Origin of the sequence: Nocardia sp. NBC_01730 (assembly GCF_035920445.1) — a bacterium.
Classification (GTDB): Bacteria; Actinomycetota; Actinomycetes; order Mycobacteriales; family Mycobacteriaceae; genus Nocardia.
This window is the reverse complement of record NZ_CP109162.1, coordinates 3,872,205-3,892,327: the sequence shown is the minus strand read 5'-3', so window position 1 is coordinate 3,892,327 and position 20,123 is coordinate 3,872,205. Positions and strand designations below refer to the sequence as shown.

Sequence of the window (20,123 nt, the reverse complement as noted above, 5' to 3'; positions counted from 1 at the left end):
AGCGGTTGGTCGGGTATGTGGTTCCGGTGGCGGGGGTGGAGTTCAACGCGGCGGCGGTGTCGGGGTTCGTGGCGGCGCGGTTGCCGTCGTACATGGTGCCGTCGGCGGTGGTGGTGCTCGACGAGATCCCGGTGGCCCCGTCCGGGAAGTTGGATCGGCGGGCGTTGCCGGCACCGGAGTTCACCGGTGAGGCCTACCGGGCACCCTCGACGTCGGTGGAGGTGGTGTTGGCGGGGTTGTTCGCTGAGGTGTTGGGGGTCGAGTCGGTAGGGGCGGAGGACTCGTTCTTCGCGCTGGGTGGTGACAGCATCATGTCGATCCAGTTGGTGGCGCGGGCGAAAGCCGCGGGAGTGGTTTTCTCCCCGCAAGAAGTCTTCGAACGTAAGACCGTCGCCGGGCTGGCCCAGACCGCGACACAAACCAGGACCGGACCGGTCCTGGCCGAGTTGCCCGGCGGCGGGATCGGTGAGATCCCGGTGACACCGATCGTGGCATGGCTACTCGACCAGGGCAGCGGCGACGGTTTCGACCGGTTCTCACAAACAGTGCTGCTGTCACTACCGACCGGGATCGACCAAGACAGTCTGACCCGGACGATACAAGCAGTGGTCGACCGCCACGACATGCTCCGAGCCCGGCTCCACCACAGCACCGACACCGACACCGACACCAGGGTTGGGGCCGACACCGACACCGACACCAGGGTTGGGGCCGACACCGACACCAGGGCCGACGCCAGGGCCGACACCAGGGCCGACGCCAGGGCCGACGCCAGGGCCGATGCCGATGCCGATGATGCCGGGGTTGGGGCGGGGGTTGTTGGGGCGGGGGTTGTTGGGGCGGGGGTTGTTGGTGCGGGGGTTGGGTGGGGGTTTGTGGTGGGGCCGGTGGGGTCGGTGTCGGTGGCGGGGTTGATTCGGCGGGTGCCGGTGGCGGGGGTGGTGGGTGATGGGTTTTCGGGGGTGGTGGCTGCGGAGTTGGATGCTGCGGTGGGTCGGTTGGATCCGGTGGCGGGGGTGGTGTTGCAGGTGGTGTGGTTCGACCCTGGTGTGGGTTCGGGTGTGGGTGGCCGGTTGTTGGTGGTGGCGCATCATGTGGTGATCGATGGGGTGTCGTGGCGGATTCTGGTGGCGGATCTGGCGGCGGCGTGGGCTCGGATCCAGACCGGTCGCGATCCCGAGGTGACCGTGTCGGGGACCTCGATGCGCCGGTGGGCGTATGGGTTGGTCGAGGCCGCGCACACGGTGGAGCGGGTCGGGGAACTGGATCTGTGGCAGGGCATGCTGAGCGGGCCTGATCCGGTGCTGGGAACGCGGGGGCTGGACCCGGTCCGCGATACCGCTACGAGCATCGACACGGTCGTGGTGGACGTGCCGGTAGAGGTGAGCGAGACCTTGCTGACGACAGTGCCGGAAAAGTTCCACGGCAGTGTCGATGACGGGTTGCTGACCGCGTTGGCGATCGCGGTGATCCGGTGGCGACACGATCGGGGTATCGAGACCGGGCAGGTCCTGGTCGGTGTCGAGGGCCACGGCCGGGTAGAACAGGCCGTCCCCGGAGCGGACCTGTCGGGCACGGTGGGCTGGTTCACCACCCTGTTCCCGCTACGCATAGACCTGTCCGAGATCGAGATGGATGAGATACCGGCCGCAGGCCCGGCCGCAGCCGCGGCACTCAAAACAGTCAAAGAACAACTACGCGCGGTCCCCGACCACGGGATCGGTTACGGGTTACTGCGTTACCTCAACACCGACACCCGGCCGGTACTGAACTCGCTACCGACCCCACAGATCGGTTTCAACTACCTGGGCCGGTTGACCACCACCACCGCCACCGCCACCACCACCACCACCACCGCCACCGCCGCCACCGCCACCGCCGCCACCGCCGCCGCCGCCGCAGCTACTACTGGTTCGGGGGGGATGCCGGGGTGGGTTCCGGTCGGTGATGCGGGTGTGGGTGTTACCGGTCGTCGGGAGTTGTCGCCGGTGGTGGCGGTCGATATCAATGCCGCGGTCATCGATACCCCGGCGGGGCCGGTACTGCGGGCGGGGTTCTGCTTCCCGTCCGGGGTCCTGACCACCGGCGAGGTCAGCGAGCTGGCAGACGGGTGGGTTACGGCGTTGACCGCGTTGAGTGTGCACGCGAGCGGACCGGGTGCTGGTGGGCACACACCGTCGGATCTGGAATTGGTGTGTGTGGACCAGTCGGGGATCGAGGCGCTCGAACAGCGGTTCCCGGGGTTGGTCGAGGTGTGGCCGTTGGCGCCGCTGCAGGCGGGGTTGCTGTTTCATGCGTTGCTGGCCGAGGAATCGGTGGATGCGTATCTGGTGCAGTTGGTGCTGGAGTTGGGTGGGGTGGTGTCGCTGCCACGGTTACGGGCCGCGGCGGAGGGTTTGTTGGCGCGGCACCCGAACCTGCGGGCGGGGTTCGTTCCCGACACCGAGGGCAGGTTCGTGCAGGTCGTGCCCGACCGGGTCGAGGTGGCGGTGCGTGTGGTCGATTTGACCGGTATCGCCGAAACCGGTCGCGAGGCCGCACTCGAGGAACTCTTGACAATCGACTCGGTCACTTCTTTCGACATGGCCGACCCGCCACTGCTACGGCTGATGCTGGTCACGGTCCGGGCGGGTGAGTATCGGCTGGTGTGGACCAATCATCATGTCCTGCTCGACGGCTGGTCCACACCGCTGCTGATCCGGGAACTGTTACTGCTCTACGCCACCGGCGGGGACGCCACGGCCCTGCCGCGGGTACACCCGTATCGGGAGTATCTGGCGTGGCTGGGTGCCCGCGACAGTGCACAGTCACAGGCGGTGTGGATGGCGGCCCTGGCCGGGGTGACCGAACCGACCCTGCTCGCCCCGGCCGGGCGGGGCCGGCTGTTGTCGCGGTTCCCCTGCGAGACACGAGTGGACCTGAGCGTGGCGCAGACCAGGACACTCACCGCCACCGCCCGCGACCTCGAGGTGACGGTGAACACGATGGTGCAGGTCGGGTGGGGCATCGTGGTGGGGGCGTTGACCTCTCGTGAGGACGTGGTGTTCGGTGGGATCGTTTCGGGGCGCCCGGCCCAGATCCCGGGTATCGAAGAGATGATCGGGTTGTTCATCAACACAATCCCGGTCCGGATCACGCTGGACTACCGCGACACCCTCGCTACCCTGCTCACACGAGTCCAGGCCGAGCAGGCCGCGTTACTCGACCACCACTACCTCGGGTTGAGCCAGATCCAGCAGGCCGCCGGCCCGGGCGCGAGGTTCGACACCGTGACCGTGTTCGAGTCCTACCCCATCGAGCGGGCCGGGCTGAGCGAGGCCACCGACCTGGCCGGGGTCCGGGTGAACGCGATACACGGACACGACGCCACCCACTACCCCCTCGCCCTGGCCGCATCGAGTGATACCCGACTACACCTGACCATCAAATACCTCCCCGAACTCTTCGAACCCGCCACGATCGAGTCGATCCTGACCCACCTCACCCGGGTCCTCGACGCGATCACCGCCGATCCGTCGATTCGGCTGGTCGATATCGATCTTCTCGACGCCGCCGAGCGGGCGTTGGTGCTCGAGGGCTGGAATCAGGCCGGGATCGAGGCCGAGCCGGTGACGTTGTCGCAGATGTTCACGTGCACGGTCGAGCGCTACCGGGATGCGACCGCGGTGGTGTTCGGGGACTCGGCGCTTTCATACGGCGAATTGGATGCGCGGGTGAACCGGCTGGCGCGGCATCTGATTGCCCTGGGGGTTGGCCCGGAATCGTTGGTGGCGGTGGCCCTGCCCCGCTCGACGGAGCTGATCGTTGCTTTGCTGGCGGTGCTCGAGGCCGGTGGAGGGTACCTGCCGGTCGATGTGTCTTATCCGGCGGAGCGGCTGGAGTTCCTGTTCACCGACGCGAACCCGGTGTGCGTGCTGACCACCGTCGCGGAAGTGGGGGCGCTGCCGGTCGGTGAGCGACCGGTGGTGCTCCTCGACGATCCTGTTACGCCCACCGCGCTTGCGGGTCTCTCGCCACTGCCGGTGACCGACGCGGACCGGTGGGCACCTGTCGATCCCGACGCGGTGGCGTACCTGATCTACACCTCGGGTTCGACCGGCACCCCGAAGGGTGTGCTTGTCTCTCACCGCAACGTACTGACCCTGTTCGCGAACACCCGGGACGCGTTCGGGTTCGACGAGTCGGACGTGTGGACGATGTTCCACTCGTACGCGTTCGATTTCTCGGTGTGGGAGTTATGGGGTGCGCTGCTGTACGGCGGCACGCTCGTGATAGTCGACTACTACACGGTGCGGTCGCCCGACAAATTCCTCGAGTTGCTGCGGCGAGAGCGGGTGACCGTGCTCAACCAGACACCGACCGCGTTTTATCAGTTGGCCGAATCGGTCGCGGCAGACGATGGGAGTGGGCAGGAGTTGTCGCTGCGGTACGTGATTTTCGGTGGGGAGGCCCTCGACCTCGGCCGACTGGAGCGCTGGTACGCGCGACACGACGACACCGGTCCGATGCTGGTCAACATGTACGGCATCACCGAGTCCACCGTGCACGTCACCTGTTTGCAGCTGGATCGGGAATTGGCTGGTTCGGCCTCGGCGAGTGTGGTCGGTCGGAGCATTGCCGGTCTGCGTGTAGTGGTGCTCGATACCCTTCTGCGTCCGGTGCCGAGGGGTGTCGTGGGCGAGATGTACGTCTCGGGTGCGCAACTGGCTCGTGGCTATCTGGGCCGGGCGGGGTTGACGGCCACCCGGTTCGTCGCGGACCGGCACGGTGCGCCGGGTGAGCGGATGTACCGCACCGGAGACAGGGCCCGGTGGCGGCTGGACGGACAGTTGGAGTATGTGGGGCGCAGCGATTTCCAGGTGAAGGTGCGCGGCTTCCGGATCGAGCTCGGCGAGATCGAGGCGGTGCTTGTGTCGCATCCGGCGGTGGTGCAGGCGGTTGTGACTACCCGGGATACCGCGGTGGCCGAGGCCGGTGATATGGCTTCGAGTAGGCAGTTGGTGGGATATGTGGTGCTCGACACGGACACCGGTACCGGTGTGGTGGCGGAGATGCGTGGGTTTGTGGCCGAGCGGTTGCCGGAGTACATGGTGCCTGCCGCGATCGTGGCCTTGGATCGGTTGCCGTTGACCGCGAACGGGAAGTTGGATCGGCGGGCGTTGCCGGCACCGGAGTTCACCGGTGAGGCCTACCGGGCACCCTCGACACCGGTGGAAGAAGCCGTCGCGGCCGTGTTCGCCGAAGTCCTCGGTGTGGCACGGGTCGGTGTCGATGACAACTTCTTCGATCTGGGTGGGCATTCGTTGACCGCGACCCGGCTGGTCAGCCGGTTCCGGTCGGTGTTGGGGGTGGAGGTACCGATCCGGGTGATCTTCGAATCCCCGACCGTGGCCGGGTTGGCGCCGCGGCTGTCGGAGCAGGGTGTGGTGCGGGCGCCGTTGGTGGCGCGGCATCGGCCGGAGCGGATGCCGCTGTCATATGCGCAGCGCCGGTTGTGGTTCATCCACCGGTACGAGGGTGCCTCGGCGACCTACAACATTCCGCTGGCGGTGCGGCTGCGTGGTGCGTTGGATGTGACCGCGTTGCGGGCCGCGATCGCAGATGTGGTGGCCAGGCACGAGAGCCTGCGCACCATCTTCGTCGAGGATGAGGGGGTGCCGTTCCAGCAGATCTTGCCGGTCGAGGCGGTGCCGGTGGACCAGGTGATCGGCGAGGTGGTGACAGCGGCCGAGCCGGAGCGGGTGGCGGCTGTGGCCGCGGTGGCGGGCTACCGGTTCGATCTTTCGGCCGAAGTCCCGGTGCGGGCCCGGATTTTCCGGTGCGCGGCCGAGGAACATGTCCTGGTGCTGGTGATCCACCATATCGCCGGGGATGGGGCGTCGTTGGCGCCGCTGGCGCGGGATATAGCGTCGGCATATGCGGCGCGGTCGGCCGGTGCGGCGCCGGGGTGGGCGCCGTTGCCGGTGCAGTACGCCGATTACACCCTGTGGCAGCGGGATTGGCTCGGATCGGAAGAGGATCCGAACAGTGTGCTGGCCGCCCAGTTCGGGTATTGGCGTCGGGAGTTGGACGGGGCGCCGGAACAACTACGGTTGCCGACCGACCGTCCGCGGCCGGCGGTGGCCAGTTACCGCGGTGCGGAGGTGACGTTCGCGCTCGAGCCGCGTTTGTCGGTGGGGGTGGAGCGGCTCGCACGCAGGCGCGGAGCGACGGTGTCGATGGTGTTGCAGTCGGCGTTGGCGGTGTTGTTGCACAAGCTCGGGGCCGGGGACGATATCCCGATCGGGGGCCCGATCGCGGGTCGCACCGATGAGGCGTTGACGGATCTGGTCGGGTTCTTCGTCAACACGTGGGTGTTGCGGGTTGATACGTCCGGGAATCCGTGTTTCGGCGAGGTCCTCCAACAGGTGCGGAAGAAGGCGTTGGCGGCGTATGAGAATCAGGATGCGCCGTTCGAACGGTTGGTGGAGTTGCTGAACCCAGCCCGCTCGACCGCCTACCACCCGCTGTTCCAGGTGTCGTTCGCGTTGCAGAACAATCCTTTCCCGGACGTGGATTTTCCGGGGCTGGAGCTGAGAGGGGAGCCCGCCGCGACGGGGACAGCGAAGTTCGATCTGTTCTTCAGCCTGACCGAGCTGCCCCCCATCCAGGGTGAACAGCAGGGAGTACAGGGATCGATCGAGTACGCAAGCGATCTGTTCGACCGGAGCACCGTCGAACAGATCGCGGCCCGGTATGTGCGGGTCCTCGAGGCAGTGGTGGCGGATCCAGGGCGGCGGCTCGATCGGCTCGCTTTGCTGGACGGGGCCGAGGGTCGGCGAGTGTTGGAGGGGTGGAACGAGACGGTGGCGCCGGTTCCGGCGGTGACGGTGCCGGAGTTGTTCGGGGAGCAGGTGGGCGCTCGGCCGGAGGCGGTGGCGTTGAGCAGTGGGGGGCAGCGGTGGACCTACCGGCAGGTCGATGCCTGGGCGAACCGGTTGGCGCGGGTGTTGATCGGGCGTGGTGTGGGTCCGGAGTCGGTGGTCGCGGTCGCGTTGCCGCGCTCGCCGGAACTGGTGATCGCGTTGCTGGCGGTCCTCAAATCCGGTGGCGCGTACCTGCCGATCGACCCGAATTATCCGAGTGAGCGGACCGGGTTCATCCTCACCGACGCCGCCCCGGTGCTGGTGTTGACCGACGCGGCGACCGCGGCCGTGCTGGCGCCCACCGACCTGGAATTGCTGTATCTGGACACGCTCGGTATCGACGGTGCTGGTGCTGGTGCTGGTGATATGGATGCTGGTGAGTTCACCGATGCGGAGCGGGTGGCCCGGCTGTGTCCGGAGCATCTGGCGTATGTGATGTATACCTCCGGGTCGACCGGGGTCCCGAAAGGGGTGGCGATCTGCCACTACAACGTGATCAACCTGGTGTTCCACGGGTGGCCGACCAGCGGGCGTGAGCGGATGCTGATGTCCTCGTCGCTGGGGTTCGACGCGTCGGCGTATGAGATGTGGACGGCGTTGCTTTCCGGTAGCGAGCTGGTGATCGCCCCGCCAGGGCCGGCGGACCCGGCGATGCTCGAGCGGCTGGTGACCGAGCATCGGGTGACGTCGCTGTTCGTGGCGACCCCCATGTTTCACCTGCTGGCGGATCCGTCCGCGGAGCACACGCAGATGTGGGACGGGGTGCAACAGGTAGTCACCGGCGGGGACGCGCTCTCCCCGGTCGCGGTGGACCGGTTCCGTCATGCTTATCCCGAGGTCGGGGTGGTCAACGCGTACGGGCCGACCGAGACCACGGTGTGCGCCACCCGATACTCGGTGCCCGAATCCGACGAGTCGGGTGGGGTGTCGGTGTCGATCGGGTCGCCGATCGGGAACGCGCGGGTGTTCGTGGTGGATGCGGGGTTGCAGCCGGTGCCGGTGGGGGTAGCGGGGGAGTTGTATATCGCTGGTTCCGGGGTGGGCCGGGGGTATCGAGGCCGTTCGGGATTGACCGCGCAGCGGTTCGTGGCCTGCCCGTTCGACGGTCGCGGCGATCGGATGTATCGGACCGGGGACCTGGTGCGGTGGGATACCGGTGGCCGGTTGGAGTTCGTGGGGCGTGTGGACGAACAGGTCAAGATCCGTGGGTTCCGAATCGAGCCGGGAGAGATCGAAGCGGTGCTGACGGCACATCCACAGGTATCGCAGGCGGTGGTGGTCGCCCGCGACAGCGGGGCCGATGGCGCGGTGCTGGACAAGCAGTTGGTGGGGTATGTGGTGCTCGACCGGGAAGCGAGCCTGGCGCGGGAAGACGCGCGGGAAACAGAGCTGGTAGGGCAATGGCGGCGAGTGTATGACGACTTGTACTCGGGGGAACAGGCTTATGTCCGAGCACAGACCGATACCGACAACGCGACCGGTTCCCACCAGAATGTGGTGGGATTCGGGGAAGACTTTTCGGGCTGGAACTCCAGCTACACCGGTCAGCCGATCCCGCTCGAGCAGATGCGGGCATGGCGGGCAGCGGCGGTAGAACGGATTCGCGGGTTGCGGCCACGGCGGGTCCTCGAGATCGGGGTCGGGTCGGGATTGTTGCTGTCTGGGCTGGCACCGGACTGCGAAGAGTATTGGGCGACGGATTTCTCGACACCGACGATCGAGGCACTGCAGGCCGGGGTGGAATATCAGCCGTGGGCGGGACGGGTGCGGTTACGGGTGCAGTCGGCGGATGTGGTCGAGGGGCTGCCACACGACTATTTCGACACGGTGGTGCTGAACTCGGTGGTGCAGTACTTCCCGAACGCGGCGTACCTGCTTGACGTGCTCGGTAAGGCACTACCGTTGCTGACCCCGGGCGGTGCCCTGTTCATCGGGGACGTGCGGAACTTGGCGTTGCTGCCAGAGTTCACCACCGGCGTGCAGTGCGCTCGCGCTGACGAGGTAGCCACCGCGGCGATGGTGCGTGAACGGGTGCGCCGAGAGGTACTCGCGCAGCGGGAGTTGATGCTGGCACCGGAGTTCTTCACCGCCCTGCCACAGCATCTTCCCGATATCGGGGCAGTGGACATCCAGCTCAAGGACATAGACGCGGTCAACGAACTCGGCCGGTACCGGTATGAGGTGGTGCTACGTAAGGCGCCGGTAATGGTGCGGTCGCTGGCCGCGGCACCGGTAAGGCCGTGGGAACAGTTCAAGGGCTTGGCAGAAGTCAGGGAGTATCTGCGTACCGAACATCCCGAACGGATCCGGATCAGCGGGATCCCGCACGCCGGGCTGGCACCCGACATCGCCGCCGCACGCGCTCTCGACCACGCCGTCGATCGCACCCCGATAAGTGACCTGCTCGACAAGACCGCCCCGACCGTGGATGCCATAGCACCACAAGACTGCCGTCTACTCGGACACGATCTGGGGTACGCGGTACTCCTGACCTGGTCCCCGGCCACAGGATCGATCGACGCGATCTACACCGACACCGACACGGCAGTGCCCGAGGTGTTCTCCGAGGTGTATCTGCCCGCCGGCCCGCTGGGTTCCCTGGCCGGATACGTCAACGATCCCGGCGCGACCAGCCGAGTGGCCCAGATGCGTGGGTTTGTGGCCGAGCGGTTGCCGGAGTACATGGTGCCTGCCGCGATCGTGGCCTTGGATCGGTTGCCGTTGACCGCGAACGGGAAGTTGGATCGGCGGGCGTTGCCGGCACCGGAGTTCACCGGTGAGGCCTACCGGGCACCCTCGACACCGGTGGAAGAAGCCGTCGCGGCCGTGTTCGCCGAAGTCCTCGGTGTGGCACGGGTCGGTGTCGATGACAACTTCTTCGATCTGGGTGGGCATTCGTTGACCGCGACCCGGCTGGTCAGCCGGTTCCGGTCGGTGTTGGGGGTGGAGGTACCGATCCGGGTGATCTTCGAATCCCCGACCGTGGCCGGGTTGGCGCCGCGGCTGTCGGAGCAGGGTGTGGTGCGGGCGCCGTTGGTGGCGCGGCATCGGCCGGAGCGGATGCCGCTGTCATATGCGCAGCGCCGGTTGTGGTTCATCCACCGGTACGAGGGTGCCTCGGCGACCTACAACATTCCGCTGGCGGTGCGGCTGCGTGGTGCGTTGGATGTGACCGCGTTGCGGGCCGCGATCGCAGATGTGGTGGCCAGGCACGAGAGCCTGCGCACCATCTTCGTCGAGGATGAGGGGGTGCCGTTCCAGCAGATCTTGCCGGTCGAGGCGGTGCCGGTGGACCAGGTGATCGGCGAGGTGGTGACAGCGGCCGAGCCGGAGCGGGTGGCGGCTGTGGCCGCGGTGGCGGGCTACCGGTTCGATCTTTCGGCCGAAGTCCCGGTGCGGGCCCGGATTTTCCGGTGCGCGGCCGAGGAACATGTCCTGGTGCTGGTGATCCACCATATCGCCGGGGATGGGGCGTCGTTGGCGCCGCTGGCGCGGGATATAGCGTCGGCATATGCGGCGCGGTCGGCCGGTGCGGCGCCGGGGTGGGCGCCGTTGCCGGTGCAGTACGCCGATTACACCCTGTGGCAGCGGGATTGGCTCGGATCGGAAGAGGATCCGAACAGTGTGCTGGCCGCCCAGTTCGGGTATTGGCGTCGGGAGTTGGACGGGGCGCCGGAACAACTACGGTTGCCGACCGACCGTCCGCGGCCGGCGGTGGCCAGTTACCGCGGTGCGGAGGTGACGTTCGCGCTCGAGCCGCGTTTGTCGGTGGGGGTGGAGCGGCTCGCACGCAGGCGCGGAGCGACGGTGTCGATGGTGTTGCAGTCGGCGTTGGCGGTGTTGTTGCACAAGCTCGGGGCCGGGGACGATATCCCGATCGGGGGCCCGATCGCGGGTCGCACCGATGAGGCGTTGACGGATCTGGTCGGGTTCTTCGTCAACACGTGGGTGTTGCGGGTTGATACGTCCGGGAATCCGTGTTTCGGCGAGGTCCTCCAACAGGTGCGGAAGAAGGCGTTGGCGGCGTATGAGAATCAGGATGCGCCGTTCGAACGGTTGGTGGAGTTGCTGAACCCAGCCCGCTCGACCGCCTACCACCCGCTGTTCCAGGTGATGTTCGCGTTGCAGAACAATCCTTTCCCGGACGTGGATTTTCCGGGGCTGGAGCTGAGAGGGGAGCCCGCCGCGACGGGGACAGCGAAGTTCGATCTGTTCTTCAGCCTGACCGAGCTGCCCCCCATCCAGGGTGAACAGCAGGGAGTACAGGGATCGATCGAGTACGCAAGCGATCTGTTCGACCGGAGCACCGTCGAACAGATCGCGGCCCGGTATGTGCGGGTCCTCGAGGCAGTGGTGGCGGATCCAGGGCGGCGGCTCGATCGGCTCGACGTCCTAGTCCCCGGCGAGCGGGAACAGATCCTGCGGACGTGGAACGACACCGCGGTGCCGGTGCCGGCAGCGACGATCCCGGCACTGTTCGAGGATCAGGTGGCCGCCTCGCCGGACGCGGTGGCTCTCGTCTTCGCCGACCGGCAGGTGTCGTATAGGCAGGTCAACGCGCGGGCGAACCGGTTGGCGCGGGTGTTGATCGGGCGTGGTGTGGGTCCGGAGTCGGTGGTCGCGGTCGCGTTGCCGCGCTCGCCGGAACTGGTGATCGCGTTGCTGGCGGTCCTCAAATCCGGTGGCGCGTACCTGCCGATCGACCCGAATTACCCCAGCGAACGCACCCGATTCATCCTCACCGACGCCCGCCCCCTGCTGGTGTTGACCACCACTGCCACCACCGCCGTGCTGCCGCCCACCGGTTTCGAGTTCGTGCACCTCGACACACTCGACACCGAGGTCGGCCCCGACCTCGGTGTCGCCGCCGGCTGCGGGTGGGTCAGGAGCGACGGCGGGGACCGGGGCGAGACCAACCCCACCGACACCGACCGGATCGGCCCGCTGCGCCCGGAACACCTGGCGTATGTGATCTACACCTCCGGATCCACCGGCACCCCCAAAGGTGTCGCCGTCAGCCACCGCAACGTGGTCAACTGCGTGTCGCAAATGAGTTCCACTCTCGGTGCGGGGTTTTCCCGGGTGCTGGCCAGTACGTCGGCGACGTTCGATGTGTCGGTGTTCGAGATGTTCGCGCCGCTGTGTGCGGGCGGGCGCATCGAGGTGGTCCGTGATCTCCTGGTGCTCGGCGAGCGGGACGGTTGGACCGGGGATGTGATCAGCACGGTGCCGTCGGTATTCGCGGCGATGCTCGATCAGATCGCGGCGGGAACGATCGCGGCAGGCACCGTCGTACTTGCGGGTGAAGCGTTGCCGGTGTGGATGGTCGAGCGGGTGCAGTCCGCGATGCCAGGGGTTCGGGTGGTCAACGCGTACGGGCCGACCGAGACCACGATCTATGCCACCAGCGAGGTTGTGGAACCGTCGGGTGGGGTGGTGGGTGGGTCGGTGCCGATCGGTGTTCCGATCGGGAACGCGCGGGTGTTCGTGGTGGATGCGGGGTTGCAGCCGGTGCCGGTGGGGGTAGCGGGGGAGTTGTATATCGCTGGTTCCGGGGTGGGACGGGGGTATCGAGGCCGTTCGGGATTGACCGCGCAGCGTTTCGTGGCCTGCCCGTTCGACGGTCGCGGCGATCGGATGTATCGGACCGGGGACCTGGTGCGGTGGGATACCGGTGGCCGGTTGGAGTTCGTGGGGCGTGTGGACGAACAGGTCAAGATCCGTGGGTTCCGAATCGAGCCGGGAGAGATCGAAGCGGTGCTGACGGCACATCCACAGGTATCGCAGGCGGTGGTGGTCGCCCGCGACAGCGGGGCCGATGGCGCGGTGCTGGACAAGCAGTTGGTGGGGTATGTGGTGCTCGACCGGGAAGCGAGCCTGGCGCGGGAAGACGCGCGGGAAACAGAGCTGGTAGGGCAATGGCGGCGAGTGTATGACGACTTGTACTCGGGGGAACAGGCTTATGTCCGAGCACAGACCGATACCGACAACGCGACCGGTTCCCACCAGAATGTGGTGGGATTCGGGGAAGACTTTTCGGGCTGGAACTCCAGCTACACCGGTCAGCCGATCCCGCTCGAGCAGATGCGGGCATGGCGGGCAGCGGCGGTAGAACGGATTCGCGGGTTGCGGCCACGGCGGGTCCTCGAGATCGGGGTCGGGTCGGGATTGTTGCTGTCTGGGCTGGCACCGGACTGCGAAGAGTATTGGGCGACGGATTTCTCGACACCGACGATCGAGGCACTGCAGGCCGGGGTGGAATATCAGCCGTGGGCGGGACGGGTGCGGTTACGGGTGCAGTCGGCGGATGTGGTCGAGGGGCTGCCACACGACTATTTCGACACGGTGGTGCTGAACTCGGTGGTGCAGTACTTCCCGAACGCGGCGTACCTGCTTGACGTGCTCGGTAAGGCACTACCGTTGCTGACCCCGGGCGGTGCCCTGTTCATCGGGGACGTGCGGAACTTGGCGTTGCTGCCAGAGTTCACCACCGGCGTGCAGTGCGCTCGCGCTGACGAGGTAGCCACCGCGGCGATGGTGCGTGAACGGGTGCGCCGAGAGGTACTCGCGCAGCGGGAGTTGATGCTGGCACCGGAGTTCTTCACCGCCCTGCCACAGCATCTTCCCGATATCGGGGCAGTGGACATCCAGCTCAAGGACATAGACGCGGTCAACGAACTCGGCCGGTACCGGTATGAGGTGGTGCTACGTAAGGCGCCGGTAATGGTGCGGTCGCTGGCCGCGGCACCGGTAAGGCCGTGGGAACAGTTCAAGGGCTTGGCAGAAGTCAGGGAGTATCTGCGTACCGAACATCCCGAACGGATCCGGATCAGCGGGATCCCGCACGCCGGGCTGGCACCCGACATCGCCGCCGCACGCGCTCTCGACCACGCCGTCGATCGCACCCCGATAAGTGACCTGCTCGACAAGACCGCCCCGACCGTGGATGCCATAGCACCACAAGACTGCCGTCTACTCGGACACGATCTGGGGTACGCGGTACTCCTGACCTGGTCCCCAGTTGCGGGGCTGATGGATGTGATCTACACCGACACCGACACGGCAGTGCCCGAGGTGTTTTCGGAGGTGTATCTGCCCGCCGGCCCGCTGGGTTCCCTGGCCGGATACGTCAACGATCCCGGCGCGACCAGCCGAGTGGCCCAGATGCGTGGGTTTGTGGCCGAGCGGTTGCCGGAGTACATGGTGCCTGCCGCGATCGTGGCCTTGGATCGGTTGCCGTTGACCGCGAACGGGAAGTTGGATCGGCGGGCGTTGCCGGCACCGGAGTTCACCGGTGAGGCCTACCGGGCACCCTCGACGTCGGTGGAGGTGGTGTTGGCGGGGTTGTTCGCTGAGGTGTTGGGGGTCGAGTCGGTAGGGGCGGAGGACTCGTTCTTCGCGCTGGGTGGTGACAGCATCATGTCGATCCAGTTGGTGGCGCGGGCGAAAGCCGCGGGAGTGGTTTTCTCCCCGCAAGAAGTCTTCGAACGTAAGACCGTCGCCGGGCTGGCCCAGACCGCGACACAAACCAGGACCGGACCGGTCCTGGCCGAGTTGCCCGGCGGCGGGATCGGTGAGATCCCGGTGACACCGATCGTGGCATGGCTACTCGACCAGGGCAGCGGCGACGGTTTCGACCGGTTCTCACAAACAGTGCTGCTGTCACTACCGACCGGGATCGACCAAGACAGCCTGACCCGGACGATACAAGCAGTGGTCGACCGCCACGACATGCTCCGAGCCCGGCTCCACCACAGCACCGACACCGACACCGACACCGACACCGGGGTTGGGGCCGGGGTTGTTGGGGCGGGGGTTGTTGGGGCGGGGGTTGATGGTGCGGGGGTTGGGTGGGGGTTTGTGGTGGGGCCGGTGGGGTCGGTGTCGGTGGCGGGGTTGATTCGGCGGGTGCCGGTGGCGGGGGTGGTGGGTGATGGGTTTTCGGGGGTGGTGGCTGCGGAGTTGGATGCTGCGGTGGGTCGGTTGGATCCGGTGGCGGGGGTGGTGTTGCAGGTGGTGTGGTTCGACCCTGGTGTGGGTTCGGGTGTGGGTGGCCGGTTGTTGGTGGTGGCGCATCATGTGGTGATCGATGGGGTGTCGTGGCGGATTCTGGTGGCGGATCTGGCGGCGGCGTGGGCTCGGATCCAGACCGGTCGCGATCCCGAGGTGACCGTGTCGGGGACCTCGATGCGCCGGTGGGCGTATGGGTTGGTCGAGGCCGCGCACACGGTGGAGCGGGTCGGGGAACTGGATCTGTGGCAGGGCATGCTGAGCGGGCCTGATCCGGTGCTGGGAACGCGGGGGCTGGACCCGGTCCGCGATACCGCTACGAGCATCGACACGGTCGTGGTGGACGTGCCGGTAGAGGTGAGCGAGACCTTGCTGACGACAGTGCCGGAAAAGTTCCACGGCAGTGTCGATGACGGGTTGCTGACCGCGTTGGCGATCGCGGTGATCCGGTGGCGACACGATCGGGGTATCGAGACCGGGCAGGTCCTGGTCGGTGTCGAGGGCCACGGCCGGGTAGAACAGGCCGTCCCCGGAGCGGACCTGTCGGGCACGGTGGGCTGGTTCACCACCCTGTTCCCGCTACGCATAGACCTGTCCGAGATCGAGATGGATGAGATACCGGCCGCAGGCCCGGCCGCAGCCGCGGCACTCAAAACAGTCAAAGAACAACTACGCGCGGTCCCCGACCACGGGATCGGTTACGGGTTACTGCGTTACCTCAACACCGACACCCGGCCGGTACTGAACTCGCTACCGACCCCACAGATCGGTTTCAACTACCTGGGCCGGTTGACCACCACCACCGCCACCACCACCACCACCACCGCCACCGCCGCCACCGCCACCGCCGCCACCGCCGCCGCCGCCGCAGCTACTACTGGTTCGGGGGGGATGCCGGGGTGGGTTCCGGTCGGTGATGCGGGTGTGGGTGTTACCGGTCGTCGGGAGTTGTCGCCGGTGGTGGCGGTCGATATCAATGCCGCGGTCATCGATACCCCGGCGGGGCCGGTACTGCGGGCGGGGTTCTGCTTCCCGTCCGGGGTCCTGACCACCGGCGAGGTCAGCGAGCTGGCAGACGGGTGGGTTACGGCGTTGACCGCGTTGAGTGTGCACGCGAGCGGACCGGGTGCTGGTGGGCACACACCGTCGGATCTGGAATTGGTGTGTGTGGACCAGTCGGGGATCGAGGCGCTCGAACAGCGGTTCCCGGGGTTGGTCGAGGTGTGGCCGTTGGCGCCGCTGCAGGCGGGGTTGCTGTTTCATGCGTTGCTGGCCGAGGAATCGGTGGATGCGTATCTGGTGCAGTTGGTGCTGGAGTTGGGTGGGGTGGTGTCGCTGCCACGGTTACGGGCCGCGGCGGAGGGTTTGTTGGCGCGGCACCCGAACCTGCGGGCGGGGTTCGTTCCCGACACCGAGGGCAGGTTCGTGCAGGTCGTGCCCGACCGGGTCGAGGTGGCGGTGCGTGTGGTCGATTTGACCGGTATCGCCGAAACCGGTCGCGAGGCCGCACTCGAGGAACTCTTGACAATCGACTCGGTCACTTCTTTCGACATGGCCGACCCGCCACTGCTACGGCTGATGCTGGTCACGGTCCGGGCGGGTGAGTATCGGCTGGTGTGGACCAATCATCATGTCCTGCTCGACGGCTGGTCCACACCGCTGCTGATCCGGGAACTGTTACTGCTCTACGCCACCGGCGGGGACGCCACGGCCCTGCCGCGGGTACACCCGTATCGGGAGTATCTGGCGTGGCTGGGTGCCCGCGACAGTGCACAGTCACAGGCGGTGTGGATGGCGGCCCTGGCCGGGGTGACCGAACCGACCCTGCTCGCCCCGGCCGGGCGGGGCCGGCTGTTGTCGCGGTTCCCCTGCGAGACACGAGTGGACCTGAGCGTGGCGCAGACCAGGACACTCACCGCCACCGCCCGCGACCTCGAGGTGACGGTGAACACGATGGTGCAGGTCGGGTGGGGCATCGTGGTGGGGGCGTTGACCTCTCGTGAGGACGTGGTGTTCGGTGGGATCGTTTCGGGGCGCCCGGCCCAGATCCCGGGTATCGAAGAGATGATCGGGTTGTTCATCAACACAATCCCGGTCCGGATCACGCTGGACTACCGCGACACCCTCGCTACCCTGCTCACACGAGTCCAGGCCGAGCAGGCCGCGTTACTCGACCACCACTACCTCGGGTTGAGCCAGATCCAGCAGGCCGCCGGCCCGGGCGCGAGGTTCGACACCGTGACCGTGTTCGAGTCCTACCCCATCGAGCGGGCCGGGCTGAGCGAGGCCACCGACCTGGCCGGGGTCCGGGTGAACGCGATACACGGACACGACGCCACCCACTACCCCCTCGCCCTGGCCGCATCGAGTGATACCCGACTACACCTGACCATCAAATACCTCCCCGAACTCTTCGAACCCGCCACGATCGAGTCGATCCTGACCCACCTCACCCGGGTCCTCGACGCGATCACCGCCGACCTCGACCTGCCGCTGGCGCGGCTGGGGCTGCTTTCCGCGGCCGAGTACCGCCGACTGGTCCCGGTCCGGGGGAACGCGGGTGGGTCGGTGCGGACCCTGCCGGAGATCTTCACCGATACCGCGGCGGTGGACCCGGACGCGGCAGCGGTGTCCTACCAGGGTGTGGAGGTGTCGTATCGGGAGCTGGATCAGCGTTCGAACCGGTTGGCGCGGTGGTTGATCGATCATGGTGCGGGCCCGGAATCGTTCGTCGCGATCGGGATGGCACGGTCGCTGGAATCGGTGTTGTCGGTGTGGGCGGTAGCCAAGACCGGTGCCGGGTTCCTCCCGGTCGATCCCGGCTATCCCACCGACCGGATCACCCGGATGCTCACCGATTCCGGTGCCGTGACCGGGGTCACCACCGCACGCGAGCACGACAGGCTCCCCGACACCATCGACTGGCTGATCCTCGACGACCCCGCCATACAGGACACCTACACACGATGCCCGGCCACCACGGTGACCGACACCGACCGCTTGGCCCCGTTGCGGTTGGAGCATCCGGCGTATCTGATCTACACCTCCGGGTCCACCGGCACCCCGAAGGGTGTCGTGGTCACCCATCAGGGCCTGGAGAATTTCGCGATCGAGCAGTGTGCCCGGTACGCGACGTCACCGGTCTCGCGGGTGTTGCATTTCTCCTCTCCGAGTTTCGATGCGTCGATTCTCGAGTATCTGATGGCCTTCGGTGCCGGGGCACGGTTGGTGATCGCGGCGCCGGCAATACGCGGCGGGGCGGAACTGGCCGAGGTACTGGCCACCGAACACATCACGCACGGGTTCCTCACCCCGACCGTGTTGAGCACGGTCGATCCGGCCGGTCTCGACGGGTTCGCCGATATCGTGACCGGTGGTGAAGCGTGTCCACCGGACCTGGTGACCCGCTGGGCGCCGCGACGGCGGTTGTTCGACGCGTACGGGCCGACCGAGACCACCATCATGTCCAACATCAGCGGCCCGATGACCCCCGGCGGACCGGTGACGGTCGGCGGGCCGGTCCGCGGGGTCCGCGAGGTCGTCCTGGATGGGTGGCTGCGGCCGATACCGGTCGGGGTGGTCGGTGAGCTCTATGTTTCCGGGCCGGGTGTGGCTCGTGGCTACCACGGTCGTGCGGGATCGAGCGCGGCACGGTTCGTGGCCGATCCCTACGCGGGCTCGGGTGGGCGAATGTATCGGACAGGGGACGTGGTCCGGTGGACCCGGGACGGGGAACTGGAGTTCGTGGGACGCAACGACTTCCAAGTGAAAATACGTGGATTCCGGATCGAGCTCGGCGAGATCGATGCCGTCCTGACCACCGATCCCGCGGTCGGTTTCGCTGCCACGCTGGCGCGTACCGGCCCGTCGGGAGAAACCACACTGGTGTCGTATGTGCACCCGGACAACGGACAGATCGACGTGCCCGGCCTGAAAACCCTTCTCGGGCGCACCCTGCCCGGCTACATGATGCCAACAGCGGTGATCGTCCTCGACGAGATCCCGCTGGCCCCCACCGGGAAACTCGACCGGCAGGCGCTACCAACACCGGAGTTCACCAGCCAGACATACCAGGCACCCACCACACCAACAGAAGAAGCCATCACCAACATATACGCCGAAATCCTCGGCATCACACCCGTCGGAATCGACGACAACTTCTTCGACCTGGGTGGCAACTCACTGGTCGCGACCAGAGTTGTGACCATACTGCGGGCCAGACTCGGCGTCGATATCCCCGTGAGTCTTGTGTTCCTCGATCCAACGCCGGCAGGACTTGCCCGGCGCATCGGCAGTCCACTGAGCTTTCGCGGAGCGTCAGCCGACAATGCTCTCGGAGTGGTGCTGCCGCTGCGTTCCACCGGTAGTCGACCTGCTCTCTTCTGCGTGCATCCGGGAAGTGGACTCTCGTGGGCATATTCAGGGCTGGTTCAGTATCTCTCGATCGACCGTCCCGTGTACGGGCTGCAATCGCCGGTGATCGGCGGCGAGTCGGGCTTCGGATCGGTCGAGCAGTTGGCTCATCGGTATGTCGAGGAGATCCGCACCATCCAGCCGCACGGTCCGTACCATCTGTTGGGATGGTCCCTGGGTGGCGTGATTGCGCACGCCATGGCCGTTGAATTGCGCGGCGCTGGTGACGATGTTGCGACACTCGCACTCATGGACACCGCGGTCATCAACGGGGAAGATCACGCCGTCGACGGGGACGATCTGTTCGAGGGGAACGTCAGCGCCGAGAAGTTGGTCCGTGCCATTGGTGTGGAGCTAGCAGACCTCCACACCAATGGCTTGCTGCACACCACTGGCTCGGAACTCGCTGCCTCGCAGGCCGATAGCGAGATGTCATTCGAGGATGCCGTTCTGCTCCTGAACCAGTCGTTCGGTCTGGATACCGGTCTCACGGCCACGCACCTGGAATGCCTCGGTGCATGGATCGAGAACCGGAAACGAATCCTGCGCAATTTCCAGGCTGGAGTCTTCGATGGGGACATGCTGTTCTTCAGCGCGGCGAGGTCGGTGGACGATGCAGGCAAGCGGCTCTCAGCCGAGGTCTGGCGGTCGGCGGTCACCGGGGCCATACACGAGTGCGTGGTGGACTGCGCGCATATAGAGATGACGACACCGGAGGCATTGGCTGTCATCGGTCCTATCCTGAACAACTACCTCGCCGATGCCGCGCGGCGGTATGACACGCCATCACGATAG

Annotated in this window: 1 protein-coding gene (only partly in view); it reads left to right on the top strand. The window is 66.7% G+C overall.

What is annotated here, in order from left to right:
- Positions 1-20,123, top strand: the 3' portion of a protein-coding gene (locus tag OHB12_RS15580; RefSeq protein WP_327120174.1) for a non-ribosomal peptide synthase/polyketide synthase. 23,299 nt of this gene lie to the left of the window's left edge; only the last 20,123 of its 43,422 coding nucleotides appear in the window; its start codon lies off the left edge, out of view; the stop codon is at positions 20,121-20,123.